We start from the raw sequence: 21,693 nt of genomic DNA, 5'->3' as shown, positions 1-21,693 counted from the left end.
GCCCCCGCAAACGGCCATGCGATCATCAGGTGCATCACGGGCGCGAACGCTGACCACCCTGTCTGGTTGTTCGCACTGCCGATGCCAGGGTCCGCTAAGACCGGCTCATCGAACACTGCTTTCGGGCAAATGTGGTCATAAGTTACTGTGAGGCTGGCCTCAGCCCCAGCTACAAGCCCAAGAGTGCGCCTATCTTTGCGCGTACCTCATCGATCACGACCTTTGATCCGCAGCCTTTTTTCTTCGCGCTTTCGCGCCTTCCAACCAAGGCTCTTGATCTGATCGGACAGAACTGCGCTGGGCGGTGCCTGAGAGACAACCACTTCGAAAGGATAATCCTTGATCTGGCTCGTCATAGGACAGCAAATCATCGTGCCCCGCATTTTGTTGTACGTCGCAGGGGAGAGGACAAGGGCTGGACGATGTCCCGCCTGCTCATGTCCTGCCTGGGGATCGAATTGCAGCCACACAATATCGCCAGTGTCGGGAATATAGCGACCGGCCATCAAAGCATTTCATTGCCGATCCGGGGACCAAAATCGACAATCTCGTGAAACCTCTCTGGCTTCATGCCCGCGAGCAATTCGTCGAGCGTGTAAACAGGCTTCAAAACGGGTCCGATGATGAGCCTGCCATCTTCCTGGCGAACCTCGACCTCCTGACCGATATTCAGCGCAGCAGCCGCCATGATGGCGGAGGGGATGCGGATTGCCGCACTGTTACCCCACTTCTTTACCTGAATACCCATCAGACATTCCTTTGGTTCCAGCATCAGTGTTCCATTACCAGAATGGCACGTTGTGTCGACAAATGTATCAACGATGGAGATGGGTCGTTAGTGAGCGATTCGCTCCCGCATAGACTGCCGCGTGGTCCGCCCATCATGTGGTAGTAGCTATCAACCCGCAGTGTCGGATGACCCAAAGCTTGGGTCCAGCCCGCGCGGCGCTTGAACGAAACCCACCTGTGTTCATCGAAACCGAGCACGAAGTCGAGCAAACACTTCCTGCCGCGCTTCTCTCGTCCGGCTTGGTTGCCACGTCACGGGTGATCCATCCTTCTGCAATCGATGCCTTCTTCACCGAAGCAGCCGATAACAAGCTGCATCAATCCCTGCTCATCAATAAAGTGCGCGGCCTGTTCCCCGATCTCACGCCCATTCGTGCATGGGGCCCGCCCGTTCGCCTATTGGATCATCGCTGGGGATCCGCCGGCAGTCCCGATTTCCACCTCCTCGCCCCTGGACCATTCCACATAATGCGGCGCCTCCCGTTCGATCGATCGGATACGTCCGGCATTCAAGGGTTCGATTGACTGGATGAAGCTGCGGGGCTTCTTCATCAGCTTCTTGTCCTCAACGACCACCAGCCCTGCGCGCCGCATGGCTTCGGCCACGAAATGCACGCAGTTCCGGCTGTTAAGCCGATAACGATGATCGCCTTCTTCACCCCATTCCGCCACCAGTTTCATGATCGCGTCATGCTGTGCTTGCGTGAGCACCACGGAAAAATGAGCGTTGCTGCGGGCGATATAGGCGTCAGTCGCCTCCTCGATACGGCCCGGCACTGTGCCGAACAGGATGGCAGGCGTTATCGCCTTGGCCGTGAACCCATAGCTGGCGCGCACCCGTGTTCCGTCAATGCGTGTCCCGTGGAGGGTGAAGAACGCATGAGGGAAATTACGGCCCAGTTCCTGCGACCAGAAGGTGGCGACGACCTCCGCCCGGGCAGCCGCAGGGAACAGTAAGCCCAGGCAGAGCACGACAGCTATCGCAAGCTGAAGACGCAGCAGCATGTCGGCGGCTCGACGACAGGTCACGAATACCTCCATGCCACGCCTCCGCGGCTCGGGACATGAGCGGGCGTTGCATTGCCGCGACCGGCTGCCGCATCTGCCACAGTTCCTCCGGGCTCTCCGGCCATCATGAAAACTCCCCGCTTCCCTGTCATTCAAATGAAGGCAAACCGCGATAGGCGCTGCAGATCGCATGCTTCACCTTTCATGCGACGATGACGGCTCGCCGGTAGAATGTCGAACAAAGATTGATATAGGAATCGATGAAGATTTCGGACCATTGAGGCAGCAAAGATGAGCAGGAAATATTTCGGCACGGATGGCATTCGTGGACGAACCAACGAATGGGCGATGAATGCTGACCTCGCCATGAGGGTCGGCATGGCCGCCGGCAAGCATTTTCAGCGTGGCAGCCACCGCCATCGCGTGGTGATCGGCAAGGATACGCGCCGATCGGGTTATATGGTGGAAAATGCGCTGGTCGCGGGGTTCACCGCCGTCGGCATGGACGTGGTGCAGTTCGGGCCGATCCCCACCCCCGCCGTAGCGCTGCTCGCCCATTCGATGCGCGCGGACCTTGGCGTCATGATCTCGGCCAGCCACAATCCCTATTATGACAATGGGATCAAGCTGTTCGGTCCGGACGGGTACAAGCTCTCGGACGAGGATGAGCTGAGGATCGAGGCGATGCTCGACCAGGACATCCCGCTCGCAGCATCCCAGGATATCGGCCGGGCCCGCCGCGTCGAAGACGCCCGGGGCCGTTATATCCATGCCGTCAAATCCAGTTTTCCGGCTGACCTCAGGCTCGACGGCCTCAGGATCGTGATCGATTGCGCCCATGGCGCAGCCTATCAGGTAGCGCCCTCCGCGCTTTGGGAACTGGGAGCAGAAGTGGTGGCGATCGGGGTTACACCCAACGGCACCAATATCAACGACCAGTGCGGGTCCACCGCGCCGCGTCTGCTGCAGGAAACGGTGCTCTCCTCGGGCGCCGATATCGGCATTGCGCTCGACGGCGACGCCGACCGGCTGATCGTGGTCGACGAGCATGGCGCGATCGTCGACGGCGACCAGATCATGGCGTTGATCGCAGGAGATTTTGCGCGGGCAGGCGCCCTGCGCGGCGGCGGCCTGGTAGCCACGGTCATGTCCAACCTGGGCCTGGAGCGCCATCTGGCCGCGCACGGCATCAGGCTGGAACGGACCAGGGTAGGCGACCGCTATGTGCTGGAGAAGATGCGCGAGGGAGGCTATAATGTCGGCGGTGAACAGTCAGGGCACATGATCCTGTCGGACTATGCGACGACTGGCGACGGCACGGTCGCGGCGCTGCAGGTGCTTGCTGCCCTGGTCCGCGCAGGCAAGCCGGCGAGCGAGCTGCTGCACCAGTTCGACCCCGTGCCGCAGCTGCTCAGAAACGTCCGCTTCAAAGGCGGCAAGCCCCTCGAGCATGACGCGGTCAAGCGCGTCATTGCACAGGCCGAACAGGAACTGCATGGCGGCGGCAGGCTGGTGATCCGGCCTTCAGGCACGGAACCTGTGATCCGCGTGATGGCCGAAGGCGACCGGGAAGACCAGGTCAAGGACGTGGTCGAGCGGATCTGCAACGCCGTGGCCATGGCTGCTGCATGATCGCGGGTATTGATGCCCATGTCTGACGCCGCCAGGAGGCGCGGCCCACCTCCCGGGCGAGCCGATCGGATCAAGCGATCCTTTCCGCTGGCAGGTGGGCAACCTCGTGCATCGAACCATCCTTTGCGAAAAATCCGCGCCGAATTCGCGATCGGCGCGTCGCGATACGGCCGCATTGGGCAACAGCGCGATTACGGGATACGCCGCGAGGATACAGACAGGCACGGGAGGAGCCCCAAGTGCGGTGCGCTTACAGCAGGGCACGCGCTCCATTAGCGGCTGCTCTCGCCGCCCTGCGGAAGGCAGGGTCTCAAGAACGCGCCTCCCGATCCGCGCGCCCATATCATCGCGACCGCTGAGGGGTAGGTGATGCGCTCAAAGCGCCCGGACGTTATGACATGGCGACCCGCCCTTTGCATAAAAGGTGCAAAACAGCCCCCTCATCGCCGGCCTCCCAGGCCAGGAGCCGACACCTTGCGCTCTGCTTTTTCCGTGGGTTACTCTGTGCGAAGACTCAGCCTCAGCCTTCCCATCGGCAAGTTGAGTCTATGGCCGGCCACTCTCCTCGGTCGTCCATCTGTCCCGGTGCGCGCCTTGCATGCTCAGTGGCATGGCGCTGCGCCGGGGCACTTTGATCGCTGATAATCACCCAATCGCTGGCCGCCATCCAACGCGCCGTGACCAAATTTCGCCCTATCAGGTCTGGGGTCTTGGACTCTGCCGCGTCAAATCTCTAATGATCGCAACGACTCAGCTCTCACACAGACAGTCTGGGCTGTGTCGCGACGGCCGGTTAACGGGGCCCTTTCCTCCCGGCCAGCCTGTCCCGACGCTGGCGGCTTACAGCGGCTTCATGACACAGCGTCGGGGCTTTTTTCGCCGCCATTGCCCTGCTCATCGCGCCCTTGGTTCACGTCCGGCATGGGGCGAGGCAAACCGCAGGGCAAAGGAGGGAAGGCGAGGCCCGTCCTGTCATCAATGCTACAGCGGTGCCAACCGCAGCCGCTATTGGGTACCTCGCGCAGCAGTACGAAGCTCTTTTCAGCGCAAAATGCCGGTCTCGTACGACAGGTCGAGCGGCAACCGCTGTGGCGCAGAACGGATCATGGCGATCGCGATGCGTTCGTCGCTCATGTGCTGATGTGACTGTTCGCGCCATGAGGGCAGTGTGCCGCGATCACCAATCATCTATGTTGATCGCCTCAAAGCCACTCGTTGGGACGCGCCGCGAAATGAAAAAGCCAATCACGCGCGACTCCGGGGCGTGTTCCAGAATAAGGTCTTTGCAAGCCCTGAAGCTGCACCCTGTGGTCAACATGTCATCGACGAGAAAAACGATAGGTGGAAGTGTTTCCAGCATAGACACTGCAAGGCGAAGCTTCGCCCGTAGGGCATCCGGGTCGCGCGTATCATCATTTTCGTGCGCCGCATCGCGAGCTTGAGCCAAAGTGACTAGCTCGAGAACGTTAGCCGTGGGATGGATAGCCCTACAAACCTTAGCCATCCTGTCGTCATATTCAGCGTCATCTGGCAGCTTGGAAGGCGGTATCGGCACAAATACGCACGAACCAAGGGATGCCGGATTCAGACTGCTGGCGAGTGCCGCCGCAGCATCCCCGATAGCCTGAACCTTGTATTTCCACTGGAACGTGCCGCGCGTGCTTGGTTTCTTCTTTAAATTCGAAATCAACTGGTTGGTGGCGCTGTGGGCAAAGCCTGCGCGCGGCGTATACTCGCCAACAAAGTAGCACTCATCACCCTCAGTCAGATGATGATGATCTCCCCGTTCGAGTTCTGTGATTTTGCGAGGCTTACCCGACCAGCTGTCGTCTGACTTCGTCATAACTATCCACTCGGATCGCGCCCTCCTTCTCGAACCGAGCAGGCCAGGTCAAATCACTCCTCTCGAAACAGCTCTTCATGATAAGAAGCTTCCGCCCTTGTCGGAGCGCCTCCTTCGCCTGGACAAGCGTTCCTGACGTCTCACCGGCCTCCACGATGATTGTAGCTTTGGTGAGCGCGGACATGACTTTGTTGCGTTCGGGGAAAAAGAACCGGTTCGTTCGGAAGTTTTGTGCGTCGTAGCGCTCCACTGGGATCGGGCTGATTAACAGATAATCTTTCGCGATCAGATCCTGGAGTGCAGCGTTCGCTTTGGGATAGGCTTGCCCCAAGGGCGTGCCGATCACGGCGATCGTTTGCCCGCCTGCTGCTATCGCCCCCTGATGAGCTGCCGTGTCAATGCCTTCAGCCAAGCCAGACACAACGGTGAGGCTATCCTGCGTCAGACGCTTGGCGACATAGGCCGCGCGCGCACGACCTTCCTCGGATGGCTTTCTAGTGCCGACGACCGCCACCCCCGGCTCAGCTGCGAGTGCCCAATTGCCTTGAAAATAGAATAACTCGATTGGGTCCGTCGCATCTCTGAGCCGTTCTGGATACTCCCATTCGCCATGAACGCGAACATCAAATCTGTGAGGCGTGCGAGCGCGAATCTTCTCCAGCACGCGCCGTCCGATTTCCCGCGCTTCGTTCTCAGGGACCAGGTCGGAGGGACGCGCTCCAGGACTATTGCGAAATGTGGCGGCGATGCTCTTGAAACTCGCATTGTGTTCCGACCAGAGCGCTTCATATGCGCCGAGTTCGAGAACAGCGTCGAACGGCGCGGCAATAGGCTCCGCGCGGTCGTCAACGTTCCAAAGAGTGTGCTGCTGCACGGCGTGTCCCCTTCCGGTCAACCAAAGCCGCTGGGATTGCGGGAGTCAATCATCGCCCCGGCCAGCCTATGAAAAATTGCTGCGAAGAGCATAGAACAAATAAGGAACATCGTCAAACTGGCTGGATGGCGGCATGGATCACTCGTGGGTAAGCGCCGGGCCACGATCGTCGCGGCGGGAAACGCCCCTGTGCGGAACTTCTGAAGAGAGTTATGGCGCGACCATGAATCCACATCTCTGCGCCTTTTCGCCTCTCAGCACTGAGCGCCTTAACATCCGGCCACTTGCAATGACGGATGCGCCCGCCGTCGCTTGCCTCACGGATGATCCTGCAATAACGGATGTTGTTCATTTCCTTCCCTCACCCTTCACCGTCCGCGAGGCGGAGGCGTTGATCGCCAGCAATAACGATGCGAACTGCTTTCTTGGTGTCTGGAGGCAGGGTGACCTGATCGGGGTTGTGGGGATCCACGCACACGGTCGCGATCGGTTGGAAGTAGGATATTGGATCGGTTCACATTTCCAGCGCCAGGGATATGCGGCCGAAGCCGTGGCAGGCGTCATAGCACAATTGCAGCGTCTGCACCCCAACCGGCAGGTGACGGCGGAATGTAGAACCGGAAACGAGGGTTCCTGGAACCTTCTGCACAAGCTAGGCTTCCGCGCTACAGGACAGCAGGGCGACCGCCCCGGACGCGAGTTGCTAGTGTTCCACGGTCGTTGAACCGTCGCCGGTAGCCATCCACTCTCCACCCCATAACGCGTTTTATCCTCGTTCATCTTCGCGTCATTCGCGGCTGCTATCGGGAGGCGCAGGCGGCGGCCTTCCTGAAGGACTGCAAGGGTCGCCGCCTCACCGCAGGTCCACCTTGCGTGCGTAGATGGCCAAGGCATGACGGTCATGTTGACCGACAACGCAGTGCCATGAGCCAGGAAATGGCTTCAGAAGAGGGTAACGATCGCCATTCTGCGCGGGGCTGGCCGAGATGGCTCCATGTCATTGATCAAGGCACGATCCTGCACCCGGCCAAGCCGATCCCAGTTGGCGAGCGTCCGGGCAACATAGCGTTGGGTTTCCCCAATCTGCGGCACCGCGCCGTTGCGGATGCGGCCGGGTCCTGCATTATAGGCCGCCAGAGCAAGATGATAGGCGCCGTAGCGGTCCAGCTGGGCCCGCAGATATCGAGCCCCTCCCTTGAGATTTTCCGCGCTGTCATAGCGATTGACGCCTAGCTCCGCCGCCGTCAACGGCATGAGCTGCGTCAAACCGAAAGCACCCTTGGGCGAAACGACGGAAGGGTTATAGCGGCTCTCGCTGATGATCATGGCATCGAAAAGTCCCACCGGTATGCCATGTTGGCAGGCCGCCTCCCGCATAAGCCCAAAATGGGCCGCCCGCCTCCGTTCTGCGTCCGCTTTGAGGAAGCCCGATGGACGATAGGCCATCTGCGAGCAGTCGCCCGGCGAGAATTGGGGACCGGACGGTCCGCTTCTCATCCACAAGGGGATCTCGAGCGCCGCGATCCCGTCCTCCGTGGGGCGGGCTTGACCGTACATGTCTTGGTCGCCGATCGTTGATCCTTGGGACAGTGGCGGCTTTTGCGTTTCCGCCTGCCCCACAAGAAACATCTGGAAAGCAGGCCGCGACAGGTCTTCGCTCTTCTGTGCCCGAGCCGCCAGGATCGCAGGGTCCTGCCCCACAAGAAGCTGCGCCGGATTTCTCATCTCGATCAGCTGGACCGCGCGTCCCACGTCGAGGGTTTGCGCAGATGTCGTGCCAGGGAGAAGAAAGATGACAGCGATGAATGCCAGAATGTCCCGCATGAATGCCTCGCCATTGCTTGGGAGTTCAAGGAGAGAACGGCATGTTTAAGCTTGTCAAGCCCTGCCCATTGCTCGAAACTTGTGCGGTTCATCCCATCGGGAGCACCATGCATGTGGCTGATCGACCGGCAGACCGACGGCAGGGCAGGCAGTCGCCGGATCCCGCTCCCTGCAGTCCTGCAGGACGCGCTCATACGCTGGTATATAGGCGCCGGCAGCCGGGACGACGAAGCCGCGGGCATCACGCTCGTGCAGCAGGCGCGGATCGGCGGCAAGTGGATCGCCTGCAATTGCCTTGGCCATGCCTCGCTGCCGCCCATTCTGACGCCGGCATATCTCAGCGAAGCGGAAACCTATTATTTGCGGCGGTTGACGCAAACGAACCGGCCCGAGCACCGGTCCGATTGCCCCTTCTTTCGCGATTCCGCGACCAACCGCATCACCCATGTGCGCAATCATTCGGACCCGGTCGACCCGCCGACCGGCTTTTTCGAGGTTCTCAGGCCAGCGCCGGACAAGCTGGCGCAAAGACCCGAGAGGGAGCTTACCGACGATCGTACTCGCAACGCATCCATTCCGCGCCTTGCCCGGCTGCTCTGGCGGCTGATCGATGCATCGGGCGTAAACCGGCTGCCGCCCCTTGCCGAAACGGCTCGCGACCATTCCATCGCTCGCGAATTCAGGGCGCTTGGCCGATCGGCGGGGCAGATCGAGATCGCTCCCGGGATCGAGCTCGGGCGGCTTTTCTGGACACATGCTGGAGCACTGCATGGAAAACAGGTTTATGCAGCGCTCCGCCGGCTCGCCGAAACCTGGCCGACCGGACATGCGCCACAGGCATTCCTGGCGCTGTTCGCGGACAAATTCGAAGGCAATGTCGTCAGCGCCGCAGGCGCCGAACCGGTACATCTCGCCAACCGCGTCCAGTCTCCATCGGTCCTTACCAATCGTATCGCAGGTCCCTATCTCGTTCTGGTTGTTGTCGGCCAATATCCGGAATCGCGCGGCTATTCTCCGCTCAGGGCCTATGCCCAGCCGATCCTCTCGGGGCGCAGGTTCGTACCGGTGGCATCAGAGTTCGAGCGCACCATCTTGCAGGAGCTGTTACGGGTCCAATATTCCCTGCGGCGATATCATATTGAGTTTGCGGTGGAAAAGCCGGTCTTCGACCGGTTGACCCAGTCCGGTTCATGCCGACCCGACTTTCTGATCGAGGCACGCTCCATGAAGACCGGGGAGGTCCGTGAGCTTGTCCTGGAGGCGAGAGGTCCAGACGCCTCGGACCCCGCGCCCATCAGCGCTCCCGCGTCTCCTGCCCATGACAGATCCGTGCTGAGGCTCACTCCACAGAACTGGGAAGACGCCCCCTTGTCGGAAAAGCTGCTGAATGCTCTTCATCTGTAACGCCGACCGCATCAAAACTGTTCACGGCTCTTATATTTCCTGTACAGCGCCCCAAGTCGCCCCAACATTCCTCCCATCATGAGGCCCAGACATGGCAGATGAGACCAGTTCCGACATTACCACCCTCACCGTCCAATTGCTGAGCGCCTTTGTCTCGAAGAACAGCGTGCCGAGCGATCAACTCGCGGAATTGATCAAAACGACACGCGCGGCACTGACGCAGGACATCACACCATCCCCGGACGCCAGCGTCGCGAAAGAATATACGCCCGCTGTTTCGGTCCGCAAAAGCCTTGCCTCGCCTGACCATATCTTGAGCCTGATCGACGGGAAGCCCTACAAGACTTTGAAGCGGCATCTGGCGACAAACGGATTGACGCCTGACGAATATCGCCTCCGCTACAAATTGCCGGCGAGCTATCCCATGGTAGCGCCGAGCTATTCGCAGGCGCGCCGCGCCGTCGCACAAAAGTTGCGCCTCGGTCACAAGACGAGCGCGGTTTCTCCACCGCCACAGCCATCAGAGACAACCGCACATGCAGATCCCGCCCGCGCGGCAATAGAGACGTCGCCGGCGCCATCAGCTGTGACCGCAAGCCCCAGGGCGCAGCCTCCGCAGACGCCGGCCTCCGCCAGGAAGCCGCGCGCTTCAAAACTGCGCCTGTCCTTCAAGATGGCGGAGCAGGAAAAGCCCAAATCGGCTGGCGAGGAAAGCGGGTCGACCCCGGCATCGACCGATGACAAATCCGCAGTCCCCGGACCAACCAGATCGCCGGTCCGGAGCGCAGGCAGGCGCCCCACGAAGCGCCGGTCGCCGACCAAAACCATGGGTTGAAGTCGAGCCGCTGACCCCAACAAGCCTCCCGGTAAAGCGGCGTGCCCTTTACCGGGAGGCTCGCCGGGCCGGCTCATGCACTGGCGGCCCGTCTCGCTGCTCCCGATGATCCACCCCTTGACCGGATAATCCGGGGAAGCGGCGCAATGCTTCCAACGTCATGCGGGGTCACAGCGATCCTTGAAACATTTATGAGGCAATCATCCTGTTACCGGCACTTCACCTTGCCGCGATCGATTTCGCGGCCAAGAAGCGCGCCGCCCACGCCGCCTGCAATCGTGCCGAGCGTCTTGCCCCCGACAAGATTCGCCAGGAGCGCGCCCCCAACGCCGCCAATGACAAGCCCGGTCGTCCCATCGGAACGACGGCAATAAGCGCGGCCATCATGACCCCGGAAGATCTGGTCATTACGGCCAAGACGGCGCTCGCGATAATTGCCGCTCCGGTAGCTGCGCGATGGCTCCCAATTGCGCTGGTTGCCGCGCCACTCGTAGCGCGCCCTGTCGTCTTTCCGATGATGGGAAGGCTTGGCATCCGCCACCCCTGAAACGAGCGTGAGGCCCACGGCCATCGCCGATACCAGACCCATAAATTGCTTTCCCATGATTGTCTCCCGTGTTCCGGTCATCTCTAAAAGCAATCGCGCATGAATGCTTTATGAGCGATTGAATCATTTCTTCCTTTTTTTCGCAATGCCTGGCGATAAGCTCTGGATCCTGCCAGAAAGGATAATCGCCATGTCGCCTGCTGAAGACGTTCCTCTGCCTGACGCTGCCCTGGTAAGAGCGATGGGCGGCGCCCTTTCCATCTTCGCGACCCTCCTGACCCGCCGCGGCATTGCCGACATGAGCGAACTCGCCGATCTCCTCGGGCTTTATGCGGTCGCCACCAGCCAGGCGGATGAAGCGGAAGGAATGATTTTGGGATGCTGGGCCGGGATGCTGAAGGATGTGGCGGAGCATCAGGATGAGCCCTCTGATAATGACCGTCCGACCTGAATATCCTTTCCCGCCTCGTCAGCGAAAGGAGGTGAGGAAGATGCAGAGCCAGGCATGGTTGTGCTGAGCCTGCTGCTGCGACAGCACCCCCTTTCTCCATGCCCATCTTACGGCCGACCTGCTGAACGCCGCCCCGGCCTGTGAAAAATCCGCGCGCGCGGCGTATTAGCGGGGCCAAGCAGAACTTTCCGCTGCGAGCTCATCGCAAATTTCTGTGACCGGAATCGGAGGATGCATCGACGGCTTTCCTGTACGCGCCCCGACGGAACAACGCCTGGGCGCCCAGAGATCGATCGGCGCCAACGGGCAGGACGATCTCCTGGAATGGCGGCGTCACGGTGCCTGCCAGATCCGCGTCGATGATCTGGACCACACCCGCCGGGAGACTGACCGACAAGGTCGTCCCTTTTCCCACCTGCGTTCCCGGCGCAGAAAGGGTTAGTCCTACGATCCGCTCGTCGTCTGCAACCGGGAAAAAGGCATAGCCCCGTTCCACCACATCGCTTATCGGCGCGCGCTTGTCATAGCGCGCCTCTATGCAAATACCCTCGCCCCTCAGATAGCGGTCCCGATCGAAAAGCTGGATCGCCGCACCGCGAAATGTTCGTGCCAGTCTTTCCGGGTCGGGGAGCTGGCATTCAGCCGGAAGTTTCAATGGGGCCAGCTCGGGGCCGTGCGTCCCGCTTGCTGCGTGAAGGCCCTGCGCCGCGCTCAATCTGGCTTGAAAAGCCTGGATCGCCGCTTCGCTTTCGAGGATCAGCGCTTTATTCGCCTGCCAGGCGGCGGTCCGCCTTAGCCGATCGAGTGCCAGCTGCGCGGTATCACGGGCCCGCCGAGCCTCCGCCTCGACTTGCGCAATCTCGGTTGGTGACGGTTGCTTGTCGCCATAGGCGACCAGGCTGAGGTCCGGCACGACCTCCTCGGCAAGCGACGGCAAGGGGCAACGGGCAGCCCGCTCTGCCATCGCTCCCCGTTCTCGCCGTAACTCCAGCGCGTGGGTTGCCCGTCCGCTCCAGGCGCCTCTTTCGCCCAATCGATAGGCCGCGCCTTCGGACTGAGGCCGCCGCGTGGCTTGCAGCCTGATCGCCCTGCCGTCAATTGACCAATGGCCGGTTGCAGCCGCATCGACCGCCCCATAGGTCACAGCCCATTCAAAGCTGCCATCGGGGCGCAGGAGCAATTCGGAGCCGGTTTCCATCACTCCGGACAGATAGTAACGACCCGACAACTGGTCGGTCGACGGTTGGGCGGCAACGGGCGCAACCGACATTGCCAGACCGAAAATCCCTGCGGAAGCCCAAGATCGCATTTTCATCCGGTTATTGCAGCACTGAGCCAGATGCCAGGGCGTTCCAATCATCGGATCAATGCAAACCGCTGGCTTTCTCGTGAACCCAGCCCTCGTTGGTGAGAATGACCGCCGCCTTCCCCTCGAGACTTGCGGCGGTGTTCCGCACCAGGTCAGGATAGGTCGCCTTCAGCTTGGAGTTTCCCGCCCAGGTCGGCACATCATTGAGGTGATAACGATAGGTCACCTGGGAAAGCTTCATGCCCATCGCCTCGGCCGGCTCTGTATATTGAAGGATCTCGTCCACCGTTGGCGTCCCGTAACAGAATTTCGGCGCGGCTGCATTGAAGGCGGTCTGCTCGCCTTCTGTCGCAACCGCCTTCTTGCCGTCATCCGACAATTCATAGGCATGCACCGGTATTTCCTTCAGTCCATCGCCGAAGAGACCGGCTTTGATCTGGATGCTGGCGTCCTTCACCGTCAACAGGCCAGCATCGGCCAACGCGGCAAGCGGCGCTTCCACGCGCGCCCGGCTTTCCTGCGCGAACTTTGCCGTCAGCGGCGATGCGTCCACATAACGCGGAAATGCCGCATTACTCTTCTCGGCGGGCGATACCTGTCCCCGCGGAACCGAGATGCATGGCGGATGCTTCTCGATCCAGCCATTGATAGCCGTTTTGAAATTTCCCTTGCTCGCCTCCTTGGGATCGGAGCAGCCTGCCAAGAGGAGCGCACAGACAGATACCGACAGTGCAAATTGCTTCAATGCTCAACTCCTCGCTATTCCCGGGCGTTCTAACATATTGAACAAACATCGATATGTGCGCTTATTCGACTCATCGCACCATTGCCTCGGCTGAACGGTCGATTGCTGTCCGATTGCTTGAGCGCATCCGTTCGGTCAGCCGTTTCCTCACGCGATCCGGATCCTGTCCGAGCGATAGGGCTCCAGGACCGGCCGCACAGGATCTGCAAGGGGTTCGGGCATGACCTGTCGGCGGTCCCGCCCGACAGCCCCATGCTGTACGCGCACGCTCCTTTTTTCGCTTTCCCGAGTCCGCAGTTGATGCCACCTGCTTCGAGAATGCATGAGAGCACACATGAAAAAATGGAATGTCCCGGCGCCCAGGGGGTTGGTCGCGCCGCTGAAAGCGGCTGGGGCACCGGGACGCTGAAGGCCGCAAAGGGTTTGGCAAACTTCAGGACCCCGCCTCGGGTCAAAGACGAGGGAATCGTCAGGCAGGATCTTTTCCACGCTATTCAATAATCAGATCGGAGTCGAAACAAATATGGGAGTTTTATCACAGCATCCGGGCACCGATTCTTTTCAGAGAGGAGTGTGACGGTGCACGGTCCAGGCATTCATCTCCAGATCTCTCAGCAAAGCAGGTTCCCCGCGTCGCTCGTTCCTTGAGATCGCAGGATAGGCCCGTTTTCTCGCGAACAAGGCCCGCTATCGGCGGGGAGTTTGAACGCGTGTGCTGCGTTCTGCGGCCACCTCGAACGGCGATGTCGTATTGGCACGCGGATCATAATATCGGTCGATCCGGTTACGGAGGCGACTTTGGACGCGGTTCGCCACGCGGCTGTTCAAGCGCCCCATAGGTCCGGCGCCAGTCGGCGAATTGCTTTTCGTCTGGCGCTGCCCCACTTCTCCGACGGCGGAATCAGCAAGATGCCCCTGTTGTGGCGCGGCCTCCTGGGCCCCAACGGGACGGGCGAGGAGCAGAAGAACTCCCAATATGACGAGCTTGCAGGAATTTGTCCGCTTTCCCATCATGACCGGCGCGCATTCGCAGGACGTAGCAGGATATGGGTGATCTGTCCCGTCACCCCCGCGGCATCATCAGAGGAACGCGCCACCAGTGCCAGCGTCTGGACAGGGCAATTTGCCGGAATGCGGACCTGTCCCTCGAAGCGTCCCTTCGCCTGTGATGAATTGGTCACCTCAACCCGCGCAACCTCCTGCCCGTTCCGGCAGCGGACGGTCCAGTAGGGCCGCGATCCCGTGGGCTGCTCAATGCCGCGGCTGCGCCCTTCCAGTATATAATCGCCTTGGGGAAGCATCTGCAGCTGCTGCAACAGCGCCCCCCCATTGCCCATCGAGACCGTGAAGTCGAAAAGTCCGTTTGCCGGATCAGGAACAAGGGCCGTCGACACACCCGTACCGCTCATGGCAACCCAATCGAAAGCGCTTGGCGCTTCCAGAAGGCTCCTAAAATTGGGATCGCGCGAACTGCGCCTGTCAGCCCCCTGGCGGGTCGCGGCATAATAGGACCAGGCATCCTCGGACAGCCCCCCCGTCAAAAGCTTGTTCACGACAGCAGAGCTGGCGCTATCGGGAACCGGAAAGCGCTGCGCTGTCAAAGCGCGGAAAAAGGCGGCGGCCGCAACCGGATCGGCGTCGCTTCGCGCGACATGGCGGACAAAGTCGAGGGCCCAGATCGGCCGATCGGCCAGCGTCCGCACGAGACCCGTCCGGATCGCGTCATCACCAAGCGCCGAGGCCAGCACGGGAAAGAGGAGGCCTGGCGCATCCTTCTTGGTCCGCAACGCGATGTCATAATGATGAAGGGCGCCTGGGATATCGTCGCGCGCAACAGCAAGTTCGATTGCCGTGAGCTGCGTGCGCAGATCCCGCCGCGACATTCTTTGCGAATAGGCGAGCAGACGGTCTGCCTTGGACTCATCGCCCCTGAGCATTGCATCAAGCCCAAGCGTTGCGACAGCCTCAACCGCGGTCGGATCATGCCGCAAGGCCTCGTGCGCCGCAGCGACGGCGCGCGCACGGTCTTGAAGCGAGGCCTCGGGACCACTTAGTTGCTGCGAGAAACGCGCTGCTACATGACCATTGCCGGGCGCAAGGGCGTAGGCCTCTTCGATCCTGCTGTTCGGCAACACCAGGGCCAGCGACTGCATAACTGAGAAATAGCCCAGCAGGGCCGCAATCGCCGCCAGTGCGAGCCGCGCGACCCAATTGGGTCGAGCACGTCGCTGCCGCCGGATTCTTGCCCCTTTCATCAGGCCGCTTGGGCTTCAGTCTTGCGGCCATAGCTGTAGCCATATTCATAGCCATAGCCGTAGCCATAATGCGCCTTCTTCGCATCGAACTTCGTCAGAACACTACCGATGATCCGGACGTTGGCCGTGAGAAGACGACCGATCGCATCCTTGACAAGATTGGTGCGGATGCCATGCGACTCCACAGCGTAAATGACGCCTTCCACCCTTGTGGCGATGAGCGCCGCGTCCGCCAGACCCATGACCGGCGGGGAATCGATAATCACATGGTCATAGGTTTCAAGCAGGCGGCCTATCAGATGCGCGAGGCGATCGCCGGTCAAAAGCTCCGCTGCATTGGGCGGAAGCGGCCCGGCTGACATGGCCACGAAACCCAGATCCTCCATCGAGAACAGCAGCGACGCGATATCGTCTTCCCCGCTCAGGAAATTGCTGAGACCACGCCGGTTCGCAACACCCCCCAGTTGATGGATGGACGGATTCCGCATGTCACCATCGACCAGGATGATGTTTTTCCCGGCGCGGGCCAGCGTGGAGGCCAGCGCAAGGCACGTTGTCGACTTGCCTTCGCTCGGGCGCGTCGAGGTGACGGCGAAGGCACGGGGAACGCCATGATCCGTCGAAAAGGACAGATTGGTCTGTACTGCAAGATAGGCATCCACCAGATCCGATTTGCGGTCGAGCAGGATGTCTCTGGGCGCCGCGTCCACCTTGGGAATGGAACCCAGCAACGGCAGCCCGAGCGCTCGCTTGACCTCTGCGGGGTCAGTGATCCCTTCGTCGATCTGCTCAAGACCGAATGCGAGGGCAGCGCCGATCCCGAGACCCGCCAGAATGGCGATTGCAAGATTGATGAGTAGCCTGGGGCTCGAGGGCAGCTTAGGCGCCTGCGCCGGATCAACGACAGCGATATTATTGACGCCTACACCGCCGGCTACGCCGATCTCCTTGTATCGCTGCAGCAAGCCATCATAGAGGGCCTGGTTGGTATCGACCTCTTGCTGATAGATATTATACTGGATGCTCCTGCGGCGCTGGTCGAGATAGTCTCCCTTAAGTTGCTCGACCTTCGCTTTGAGAGCCTGTTCCTGTTCTTGGGCCTGGCGATAGTCAGCCAATTGCGAATTGGAGACGCGGCCTTCCTCTTTCGCGATGCTGCTATCGAGCTGGTCTATCTGCGCCTTCACCGCGTCAGCGGCAGGATATCCCGGCTCGAACTGCGTCATCAGCCGCTGATATTCGGCCGCCAGTTCGGCCCGGCGTTGCCGCAGACCGTTGATCGCGGTGTTGCTCAGCGCCTGGGCGGACGCCCCGGCCTTGCCACTTTCCTCATAGCGGGTCTGCGCCGCGATCCGGTTGGCGGTAGCCTGCGCGAGCGCGCCGTTGAGGGCCGCCAGATCATCGACCACGATGGATCGCTCGGCGCTTGAATCCCCACTGCCCGATTGGGCGGGCAGATTGATGATTTTCGCGTGCGACGCATAGGATACCAGTTGGCGTTGGGATTCATCTAGCTTCTGCTTGAGCTGGGCCAATTGGCCCTGCAGAAGATTGCGGCCATAGGACGTCGCCTGGATCTTGCGGTCGAGATTGGTCTGGATGAAATTCTGGGCCCAGACATTGGCGACCTTCGCGGAAAAAGCAGCATCTGGACTGGTGAAACTCACATCTACCAGACGTGACAGCCGCGTAGGATTGACGCTCAGATGCTTGCGGAGAATTTCACCTGCCACGCGCTGCCGGGTCGCGCGGCCGGCGGGTGCAAAGCGCCCATTGACCAGCTTGAAGGCAGGGTCTTCGCTCTCGAAATCGAACATCTCGAAAAATTTCGGGGAATCGATGAGCTTGAGCTCGGCTGCAACGCGTTCTGAGAGCGAGCGGGACTGCAGCAATCCATATTGCGTCTGGTAGAATTCCTGGTCGGCAATGCTCGCATCGCGCTCGACCCCTTGCAGATCGGTGACCTTGTCCGATTCCCGCGAGATCTCGATGGTAGAGGACGCCGTATATTGGGGGGTCATCAAAAGCGTGACCACCAGCCCAATCAGGAAGCAGATCGCGACTGCCCCCAGGATGACATAGCGCCATCGCATGGCCATCCGCAGATACTGGCGCAGGATGGGGACCGAAGCTTCTTCGGATTGCGACTGATGCAGCGCAGCCAATGCCGTGTCGCCGCCAAGCTTGGAAACAATGCTATTCATGTGACTGCAGGCCTCAGCGCAAGATGGCGACAAGCGGAGCGGCGACCAGAGGCGCCAGGGAAACGATGTCGCGGAACAGCCGGCGTTCCGGGGAATCGCCAACGATCACCACGTCATTGGCATAAATGGGCGGATCGACATAAGCCCCACGGCGGATCGCGCCGAGGTCGTACAGGCCAGCCATGCGCTGGTTGTCGACCGTGCGCAGGATCACCACCTGTTCCTGCTTGGCGAACTCGTTGAGACCCTTGGCCGAGGCGATGACCCGCATCAGCGTCATCTGGTTGGTGACAGGATAGAGCCCCGGTTCGGTCACCTCGCCATCGACCGTGACCACCTGGCTGACCGAACTCTTGATATTGACCGTCACCTGGGGATTGCGAACATAGCGCCCCTTGAGCGCATTCTCGATGGTCCGCGCCAGTTCGTCGGCGGTCTTGTTGCGGGCATCGACCGTGCCGATAAGCGGCATGGAAATGCGCCCGCTTGCATCGACCTGCATTTCCCGGCTGAGCTCGGGAACATTGAAAATGTCCACGCCGATCGTGTCGAGCGGACCGATGAGGGCCGGCCGGTCAGCCGCGCCCAGATCGCTGCGATGGGGGGCTGGAAGCCCCTGGCTGTCCGGCACGACCGTCAGCTGCCCGCTCGGCTGGGGCGGAGGCATTCCTGCACATCCAGCGACACTCGTCGCAATAATCAGTGAAACAAGAATTTTCCGCATGTATATGAATTCCGCGACCAAAAGAATTGGATCTGCATTAGATGCTGATCCTACCTGCGTAAAGCGATGCGTGATGCGCCCTGACCGAGCCAAATCGCAGCAATCACAATAATCGCCATAAAAATGGGGGTTCGTGCCGGGTAATCGAAAACACTGGCGACAAGAATCAGGAGCAGCATTCCCGACCCGATCCGGGCCAATCCATAATAGGCCGGATCGGCCCGCCATGCTCGAATGCTCGCGCGGATATACCATCCCAGCGCCACGAGAAGCAGCACCAGCGCGGGCAATCCGCCATCGAGCAGGATCTCCAGAAAATCATTATGCGCATGATTGAAATAGGTTCGCTTCAACAGCTCAAGCGGTTCATATATCCGAAACATCGGATCGAAACTGCCAAAGCCCGTTCCTACCGGGAAATAGGCGCCGATCATGGCCAGTACGGTGGGAAGCCCGCGGCGGCGCATGTCCTCTCCGGGGTCCAGCTCGATGGCGCGATTGATGGATTCAGCCCGGTCAGCAGCAATACTGATCAGGACAAGAAGCGCGATGATGCCGATGATTGCGACGACCAACACCGGGAATACCCAAGGTGGCGCGCGGCGAAACGCGTGCCGGATGTCGCGCCAGCTGAACATCAGTCCCATCCCGATGGCCAGAAGGCCCGTCAGGATCCCGGATCTTGATCCTGTCGCAAGAATGGTCAGCGCAAATAGGATGACGAGGGCGAATGCGACAGGCGCCCGCCAATGACGGCCCTGCTGTCCCGAAAAGGCCCAGACAGGTGCAACAAGGCATCCCATCGCCAGGAAAAGGGCAAAATGGTTGCGATTGGCAAAGATGCTGCTGACGCTTCCATCCGTGTCGTTGACCAAGGGATGGTTGAAGGAAAATCCGCAAAACTGCCACAATCCGACCAGCGCCGACAGAAAGATCATGCCGAGCAGAATACCCGGGAGACGCTCCCTTTCATCATCGTTAAGAACGCTCAGAAGATAGAACGTGACCACAGGAACAATGAGCGAGGATGCCGCATTCATCGTGGCCCATGGCACGATCGCCCAGGGACGCCAGGGCGGAGCGCCAAGAGCACTTTCGAGAAACGGTCCGCGGCCCGGTAACAGCGTCCAGACAGCGGGTGGTAGCGGCACCAGCTGTAGCAGAACGAGCAGGAGCGCCGCCAGGAACAACCATGCCACCGCTCCGGTTTTAATAATGTCCGGCTTCAGGCCGCACAGGATCGCGATGACCAGCGTCAGCCATGCGACCGAGCGAGTCACGACCTGACCCATGACGTCCGCATGAGACGCTCCTCCCGCCGCCAGGAGCAATGAGACAAAGGTCACAAACAACAAGGAGGCGGCCGTTGGCCTTCCCGGCAAAAAATGCCTAACTGCAGGCATAATCATCAAACATCTTCCAGCGCCCACGGCGCGATACATTCACACACCAATGGCAATCTAACTCGCATCAGCCACGGCCGCGCCAACACGCGCTAGCTGTCAACGGCCGCCAACCTGAGCTTGTAAGCATCCTGATACACCCCTCATCTAGCAGCCATCACAACGGCACACCCCTAGCCCGCCTTATTCACCAAAAGTGTCCTGAAGGGTTGGCGGGAGTGGCGTAAGCCTCTGATCTGAATTAGGAACTGGGTGTCTAAGCCGAACCTGCCGCAGGGCAGAAAATGCCACGGGCCACACCCGCCATGAACGATGATATCGCAAGCTCATTTGGATTCCCAGCAGTCGGCCGCAAGAAAATCACAGCTGCGTTCGACGGTGGCCGGCTTACCTCGGATGGCGGTGTTCTACTGCTTGCACAGGCCGAGCGCGCGATGGGGATTTGCCAGCGCCTGGCGGCTTGTATTGCCGATCCGCGCGATCCAGCGCGGGTGATCCATCGCCTGGATGACATTCTGCGTGCCCGTGTGTTCGCGATTGCGTGCGGCTATGAGGATGCCGATGATCTCGATGCTCTGCGCGACGATCCAGGCTTCCGCCTGGCGCTCGGCAAGCTGCCGGAATCGGGCGCGGGGCTGGCCAGCCAACCGACGATGAGCCGGTGGGAAAATGCACCGACTACGCGCGAACTGGCCAGCATGATGGCCGCGATGATCGACATCTACTGCGCCAGCTATCCCGCCCCTCCGACAGCGGTCACGCTGGATATCGACGACACGTGCGACGTCGTGCATGGCTATCAACAGCTCTCGTTCTGGAACGGGCATCATGGGGAGCGCTGCTTCCTACCGATCCATATCTACGACACCGCGACCGGCAGGCCGGTGGCCATGCTGCTGCGCACAGGCAAGACGCCTTCTGGAAAGGAGGCGGCGGGGCACATCCGACGCCTGGTGCGTCACCTGCGCCGTAATTGGCCCGATACCCACATCACTATCCGCGGCGACGGGCACTATGGTCGACCCGAGGTCATGGCCTACTGCGATGCGGCCCGCGTCGATTACGTGTTCGGCCTGCCCACCAATTCAGCGCTGCGCGCCGATCCCGCCATTGTTGCGGTCGCCGATGCCTGCGCGGTCAAGCGCGCCCAGCGTCAGTGTCCCGTCCTGCGCAACTATGCCGAGACCCGCTATGGGGCAAAGACCTGGAAGTGCCAGCGTCGCGTCGTTGCACGGATCGAGGCCAGCACGCTGGGCATGGACATCCGCTATGTCGTCACCTCGTTGGCAACAGGATCGGCCGAGCACATCTACGACACGCTCTACTGCGCGCGTGGTCAGGCCGAGAACCTGATCAAGCGCCACAAGTCCCAGCTCGCCAGCGACCGAACCTCGTGCCGCTCGGCCAATGCCAATCAGATGCGCCTGATACTGCACACTGCCGCATACTGGCTGCTATGGCGCATCCAGCAGGCGATGCCCAGGACCGCTGCTCTGGCAAGCGCGGAGTTTACCACCTTGCGCCTGCGGCTGCTCAAGGTCGCTGCGCGCGTCGTAGAAAGTGCTAGCCGCATCCGCATTGCCTTCGCTTCCGCCTGTCCGGATGCCGACCTGTTCCGCGCCCTCGTTCTCCGGCTGAAGCCTGCGCCGACGTAGCCCATGCGGCAGCGCCGCAGAACTCCGAGCCCAGCCCTTCAACCCGAAAAGCCCATCAATCCGAATGCGGTGAAACAAACGCCAGCGATGCCGGTCGTCCGCGCAATACAGCCAGCCGCAGCAAATGCCCAGAGCGGGCCCGAAACCGAGCGTCGTGAATAAGAGAGGCTAGTGCCATCACAACCGGCACA

General features: G+C 60.6%; 19 protein-coding genes and 1 pseudogene. 6 read left to right on the top strand and 14 right to left on the bottom strand.

Going from position 1 to position 21,693, the window contains the following annotated elements; all coding sequences use genetic code 11:
• Positions 1-169 precede the first annotated feature (169 nt).
• The 3 genes and pseudogenes from mazF to NUH86_RS22685 all read right to left on the bottom strand — a co-directional run bounded on the left by mazF (position 170) and on the right by NUH86_RS22685 (position 1,830).
• Positions 170-506, bottom strand: a pseudogene (gene mazF / locus NUH86_RS22695) (endoribonuclease MazF).
• The gene (locus NUH86_RS22690) at positions 506-748 is read right to left on the bottom strand and encodes an AbrB/MazE/SpoVT family DNA-binding domain-containing protein (RefSeq protein ID WP_044663450.1); all 243 of its coding nucleotides are present in this window, start codon (positions 746-748) and stop codon (positions 506-508) included. The pseudogene mazF and the gene NUH86_RS22690 overlap by 1 nt, the downstream one beginning before the upstream one ends.
• A 437-nt stretch (positions 749-1,185) precedes the next feature.
• The gene (locus tag NUH86_RS22685; RefSeq protein ID WP_157009874.1) at positions 1,186-1,830 is read right to left on the bottom strand and encodes a hypothetical protein; all 645 of its coding nucleotides are present in this window, start codon (positions 1,828-1,830) and stop codon (positions 1,186-1,188) included.
• A 258-nt stretch (positions 1,831-2,088) separates the two neighbouring features.
• Here NUH86_RS22685 and glmM point away from each other — a divergent pair, with 258 nt between their 5' ends.
• Positions 2,089-3,429: a phosphoglucosamine mutase gene (glmM, locus tag NUH86_RS22680; protein ID WP_044663451.1), complete on the top strand. Its 1,341-nt coding sequence runs from the start codon at positions 2,089-2,091 to the stop codon at positions 3,427-3,429.
• Between the two features lie 1,041 nt (positions 3,430-4,470).
• Here glmM and NUH86_RS22675 read toward each other — a convergent pair.
• From NUH86_RS22675 to NUH86_RS22665, 3 genes are read right to left on the bottom strand one after another with little or no spacing between them, the layout of a single operon-like run.
• The gene (locus tag NUH86_RS22675) at positions 4,471-4,617 is read right to left on the bottom strand and encodes a hypothetical protein (protein ID WP_157009875.1); all 147 of its coding nucleotides are present in this window, start codon (positions 4,615-4,617) and stop codon (positions 4,471-4,473) included.
• The gene (locus tag NUH86_RS22670; protein WP_044663452.1) at positions 4,607-5,272 is read right to left on the bottom strand and encodes a phosphoribosyltransferase; all 666 of its coding nucleotides are present in this window, start codon (positions 5,270-5,272) and stop codon (positions 4,607-4,609) included. Before NUH86_RS22670 ends, NUH86_RS22675 begins: the two co-directional genes overlap by 11 nt.
• On the bottom strand, positions 5,241-6,146 hold the full coding sequence (locus NUH86_RS22665; RefSeq protein WP_044663453.1) for a DNA-processing protein DprA: 906 nt from the start codon (positions 6,144-6,146) through the stop codon (positions 5,241-5,243). The genes NUH86_RS22670 and NUH86_RS22665 overlap by 32 nt, the downstream gene beginning before the upstream one ends.
• A gap of 223 nt (positions 6,147-6,369) precedes the next feature.
• On the opposite strand from NUH86_RS22665, the gene NUH86_RS22660 reads away from it, so the two are divergent.
• Entirely contained in the window at positions 6,370-6,870 is a 501-nt protein-coding gene (locus tag NUH86_RS22660; RefSeq protein ID WP_044663454.1) for a GNAT family N-acetyltransferase, read from the top strand.
• Positions 6,871-7,088: 218 nt separating this feature from the next.
• Here the strand turns inward: NUH86_RS22660 and NUH86_RS22655 are convergent, their stop codons facing one another.
• Positions 7,089-7,970: a lytic transglycosylase domain-containing protein gene (locus NUH86_RS22655; RefSeq protein WP_267253161.1), complete on the bottom strand. Its 882-nt coding sequence runs from the start codon at positions 7,968-7,970 to the stop codon at positions 7,089-7,091.
• A 111-nt stretch (positions 7,971-8,081) separates the two neighbouring features.
• Between NUH86_RS22655 and NUH86_RS22650 the strand changes: the two genes are divergently transcribed.
• The gene (locus tag NUH86_RS22650; RefSeq protein ID WP_267253160.1) at positions 8,082-9,374 is read left to right on the top strand and encodes a hypothetical protein; all 1,293 of its coding nucleotides are present in this window, start codon (positions 8,082-8,084) and stop codon (positions 9,372-9,374) included.
• 91 nt (positions 9,375-9,465) lie between these two features.
• A complete protein-coding gene (locus NUH86_RS22645) occupies positions 9,466-10,209 on the top strand; it encodes a MucR family transcriptional regulator (RefSeq protein ID WP_044663456.1) in 744 nt (247 codons plus the stop codon).
• 208 nt (positions 10,210-10,417) lie between these two features.
• On the opposite strand, the gene NUH86_RS22640 is transcribed toward NUH86_RS22645, so the two are convergent.
• Positions 10,418-10,813: a glycine zipper 2TM domain-containing protein gene (locus NUH86_RS22640; protein WP_044663457.1), complete on the bottom strand. Its 396-nt coding sequence runs from the start codon at positions 10,811-10,813 to the stop codon at positions 10,418-10,420.
• 46 nt (positions 10,814-10,859) lie between these two features.
• On the opposite strand from NUH86_RS22640, the gene NUH86_RS22635 reads away from it, so the two are divergent.
• A complete protein-coding gene (locus NUH86_RS22635; RefSeq protein ID WP_267253159.1) occupies positions 10,860-11,207 on the top strand; it encodes a hypothetical protein in 348 nt (115 codons plus the stop codon).
• A gap of 199 nt (positions 11,208-11,406) precedes the next feature.
• On the opposite strand, the gene NUH86_RS22630 is transcribed toward NUH86_RS22635, so the two are convergent.
• The 6 genes from NUH86_RS22630 to NUH86_RS22605 form a co-directional block, all read right to left on the bottom strand.
• Positions 11,407-12,477, bottom strand: coding sequence for a hypothetical protein (locus tag NUH86_RS22630; RefSeq protein WP_230463534.1), 1,071 nt, complete (start codon positions 12,475-12,477; stop codon positions 11,407-11,409).
• Positions 12,478-12,571: 94 nt separating this feature from the next.
• The gene (locus tag NUH86_RS22625; RefSeq protein WP_267253158.1) at positions 12,572-13,018 is read right to left on the bottom strand and encodes a hypothetical protein; all 447 of its coding nucleotides are present in this window, start codon (positions 13,016-13,018) and stop codon (positions 12,572-12,574) included.
• A gap of 1,253 nt (positions 13,019-14,271) precedes the next feature.
• On the bottom strand, positions 14,272-15,516 hold the full coding sequence (locus tag NUH86_RS22620; protein ID WP_196227588.1) for a hypothetical protein: 1,245 nt from the start codon (positions 15,514-15,516) through the stop codon (positions 14,272-14,274).
• On the bottom strand, positions 15,516-17,720 hold the full coding sequence (locus NUH86_RS22615) for a GumC family protein (RefSeq protein WP_196227587.1): 2,205 nt from the start codon (positions 17,718-17,720) through the stop codon (positions 15,516-15,518). The genes NUH86_RS22620 and NUH86_RS22615 overlap by 1 nt, the downstream gene beginning before the upstream one ends.
• Positions 17,721-17,733: 13 nt before the next feature.
• The gene (locus tag NUH86_RS22610; RefSeq protein ID WP_267253157.1) at positions 17,734-18,387 is read right to left on the bottom strand and encodes a polysaccharide biosynthesis/export family protein; all 654 of its coding nucleotides are present in this window, start codon (positions 18,385-18,387) and stop codon (positions 17,734-17,736) included.
• Between the two features lie 107 nt (positions 18,388-18,494).
• Positions 18,495-19,736 (bottom strand): O-antigen ligase family protein, encoded by a 1,242-nt coding sequence (locus NUH86_RS22605; protein WP_267253156.1) that lies wholly within the window; start codon positions 19,734-19,736, stop codon positions 18,495-18,497.
• 416 nt (positions 19,737-20,152) lie between these two features.
• On the opposite strand from NUH86_RS22605, the gene NUH86_RS22600 reads away from it, so the two are divergent.
• Entirely contained in the window at positions 20,153-21,502 is a 1,350-nt protein-coding gene (locus NUH86_RS22600; protein ID WP_013039775.1) for an IS1380-like element ISSp1 family transposase, read from the top strand.
• Positions 21,503-21,693 lie beyond the last annotated feature (191 nt).

It is taken from the genome of Sphingobium sp. JS3065 (genome assembly GCF_026427355.1).
In the GTDB taxonomy this organism is placed as follows: domain Bacteria; phylum Pseudomonadota; class Alphaproteobacteria; order Sphingomonadales; family Sphingomonadaceae; genus Sphingobium.
The sequence above is the reverse complement of the archived record's forward strand: the minus strand, read 5'-3'. Positions and strand labels throughout refer to the sequence as shown.

Bases quoted from the DNA above. Each gene is read 5' to 3' on its own strand.
- NUH86_RS22650 (WP_267253160.1), top strand. From the start codon at position 8,082: ATGTGGCTGATCGACCGGCAGACCGACGGCAGGGCAGGCAGTCGCCGG.
- NUH86_RS22655 (WP_267253161.1), bottom strand. From the start codon at position 7,970: ATGCGGGACATTCTGGCATTCATCGCTGTCATCTTTCTTCTCCCTGGC.
- NUH86_RS22610 (WP_267253157.1), bottom strand. From the start codon at position 18,387: ATGCCTCCGCCCCAGCCGAGCGGGCAGCTGACGGTCGTGCCGGACAGC.
- NUH86_RS22620 (WP_196227588.1), bottom strand. From the start codon at position 15,516: ATGAAAGGGGCAAGAATCCGGCGGCAGCGACGTGCTCGACCCAATTGG.
- NUH86_RS22630 (WP_230463534.1), bottom strand. From the start codon at position 12,477: ATGTCGGTTGCGCCCGTTGCCGCCCAACCGTCGACCGACCAGTTGTCG.
- NUH86_RS22605 (WP_267253156.1), bottom strand. From the start codon at position 19,736: ATGGGTCAGGTCGTGACTCGCTCGGTCGCATGGCTGACGCTGGTCATC.
- NUH86_RS22670 (WP_044663452.1), bottom strand. From the start codon at position 5,272: ATGACGAAGTCAGACGACAGCTGGTCGGGTAAGCCTCGCAAAATCACA.
- NUH86_RS22690 (WP_044663450.1), bottom strand. From the start codon at position 748: ATGGGTATTCAGGTAAAGAAGTGGGGTAACAGTGCGGCAATCCGCATC.
- glmM (WP_044663451.1), top strand. From the start codon at position 2,089: ATGAGCAGGAAATATTTCGGCACGGATGGCATTCGTGGACGAACCAAC.
- NUH86_RS22635 (WP_267253159.1), top strand. From the start codon at position 10,860: ATGCTTTATGAGCGATTGAATCATTTCTTCCTTTTTTTCGCAATGCCT.
- NUH86_RS22645 (WP_044663456.1), top strand. From the start codon at position 9,466: ATGGCAGATGAGACCAGTTCCGACATTACCACCCTCACCGTCCAATTG.
- NUH86_RS22675 (WP_157009875.1), bottom strand. From the start codon at position 4,617: ATGATTGGTGATCGCGGCACACTGCCCTCATGGCGCGAACAGTCACAT.
- NUH86_RS22615 (WP_196227587.1), bottom strand. From the start codon at position 17,720: ATGAATAGCATTGTTTCCAAGCTTGGCGGCGACACGGCATTGGCTGCG.
- NUH86_RS22685 (WP_157009874.1), bottom strand. From the start codon at position 1,830: ATGGAGGTATTCGTGACCTGTCGTCGAGCCGCCGACATGCTGCTGCGT.
- NUH86_RS22640 (WP_044663457.1), bottom strand. From the start codon at position 10,813: ATGGGAAAGCAATTTATGGGTCTGGTATCGGCGATGGCCGTGGGCCTC.
- NUH86_RS22600 (WP_013039775.1), top strand. From the start codon at position 20,153: ATGAACGATGATATCGCAAGCTCATTTGGATTCCCAGCAGTCGGCCGC.
- NUH86_RS22660 (WP_044663454.1), top strand. From the start codon at position 6,370: ATGAATCCACATCTCTGCGCCTTTTCGCCTCTCAGCACTGAGCGCCTT.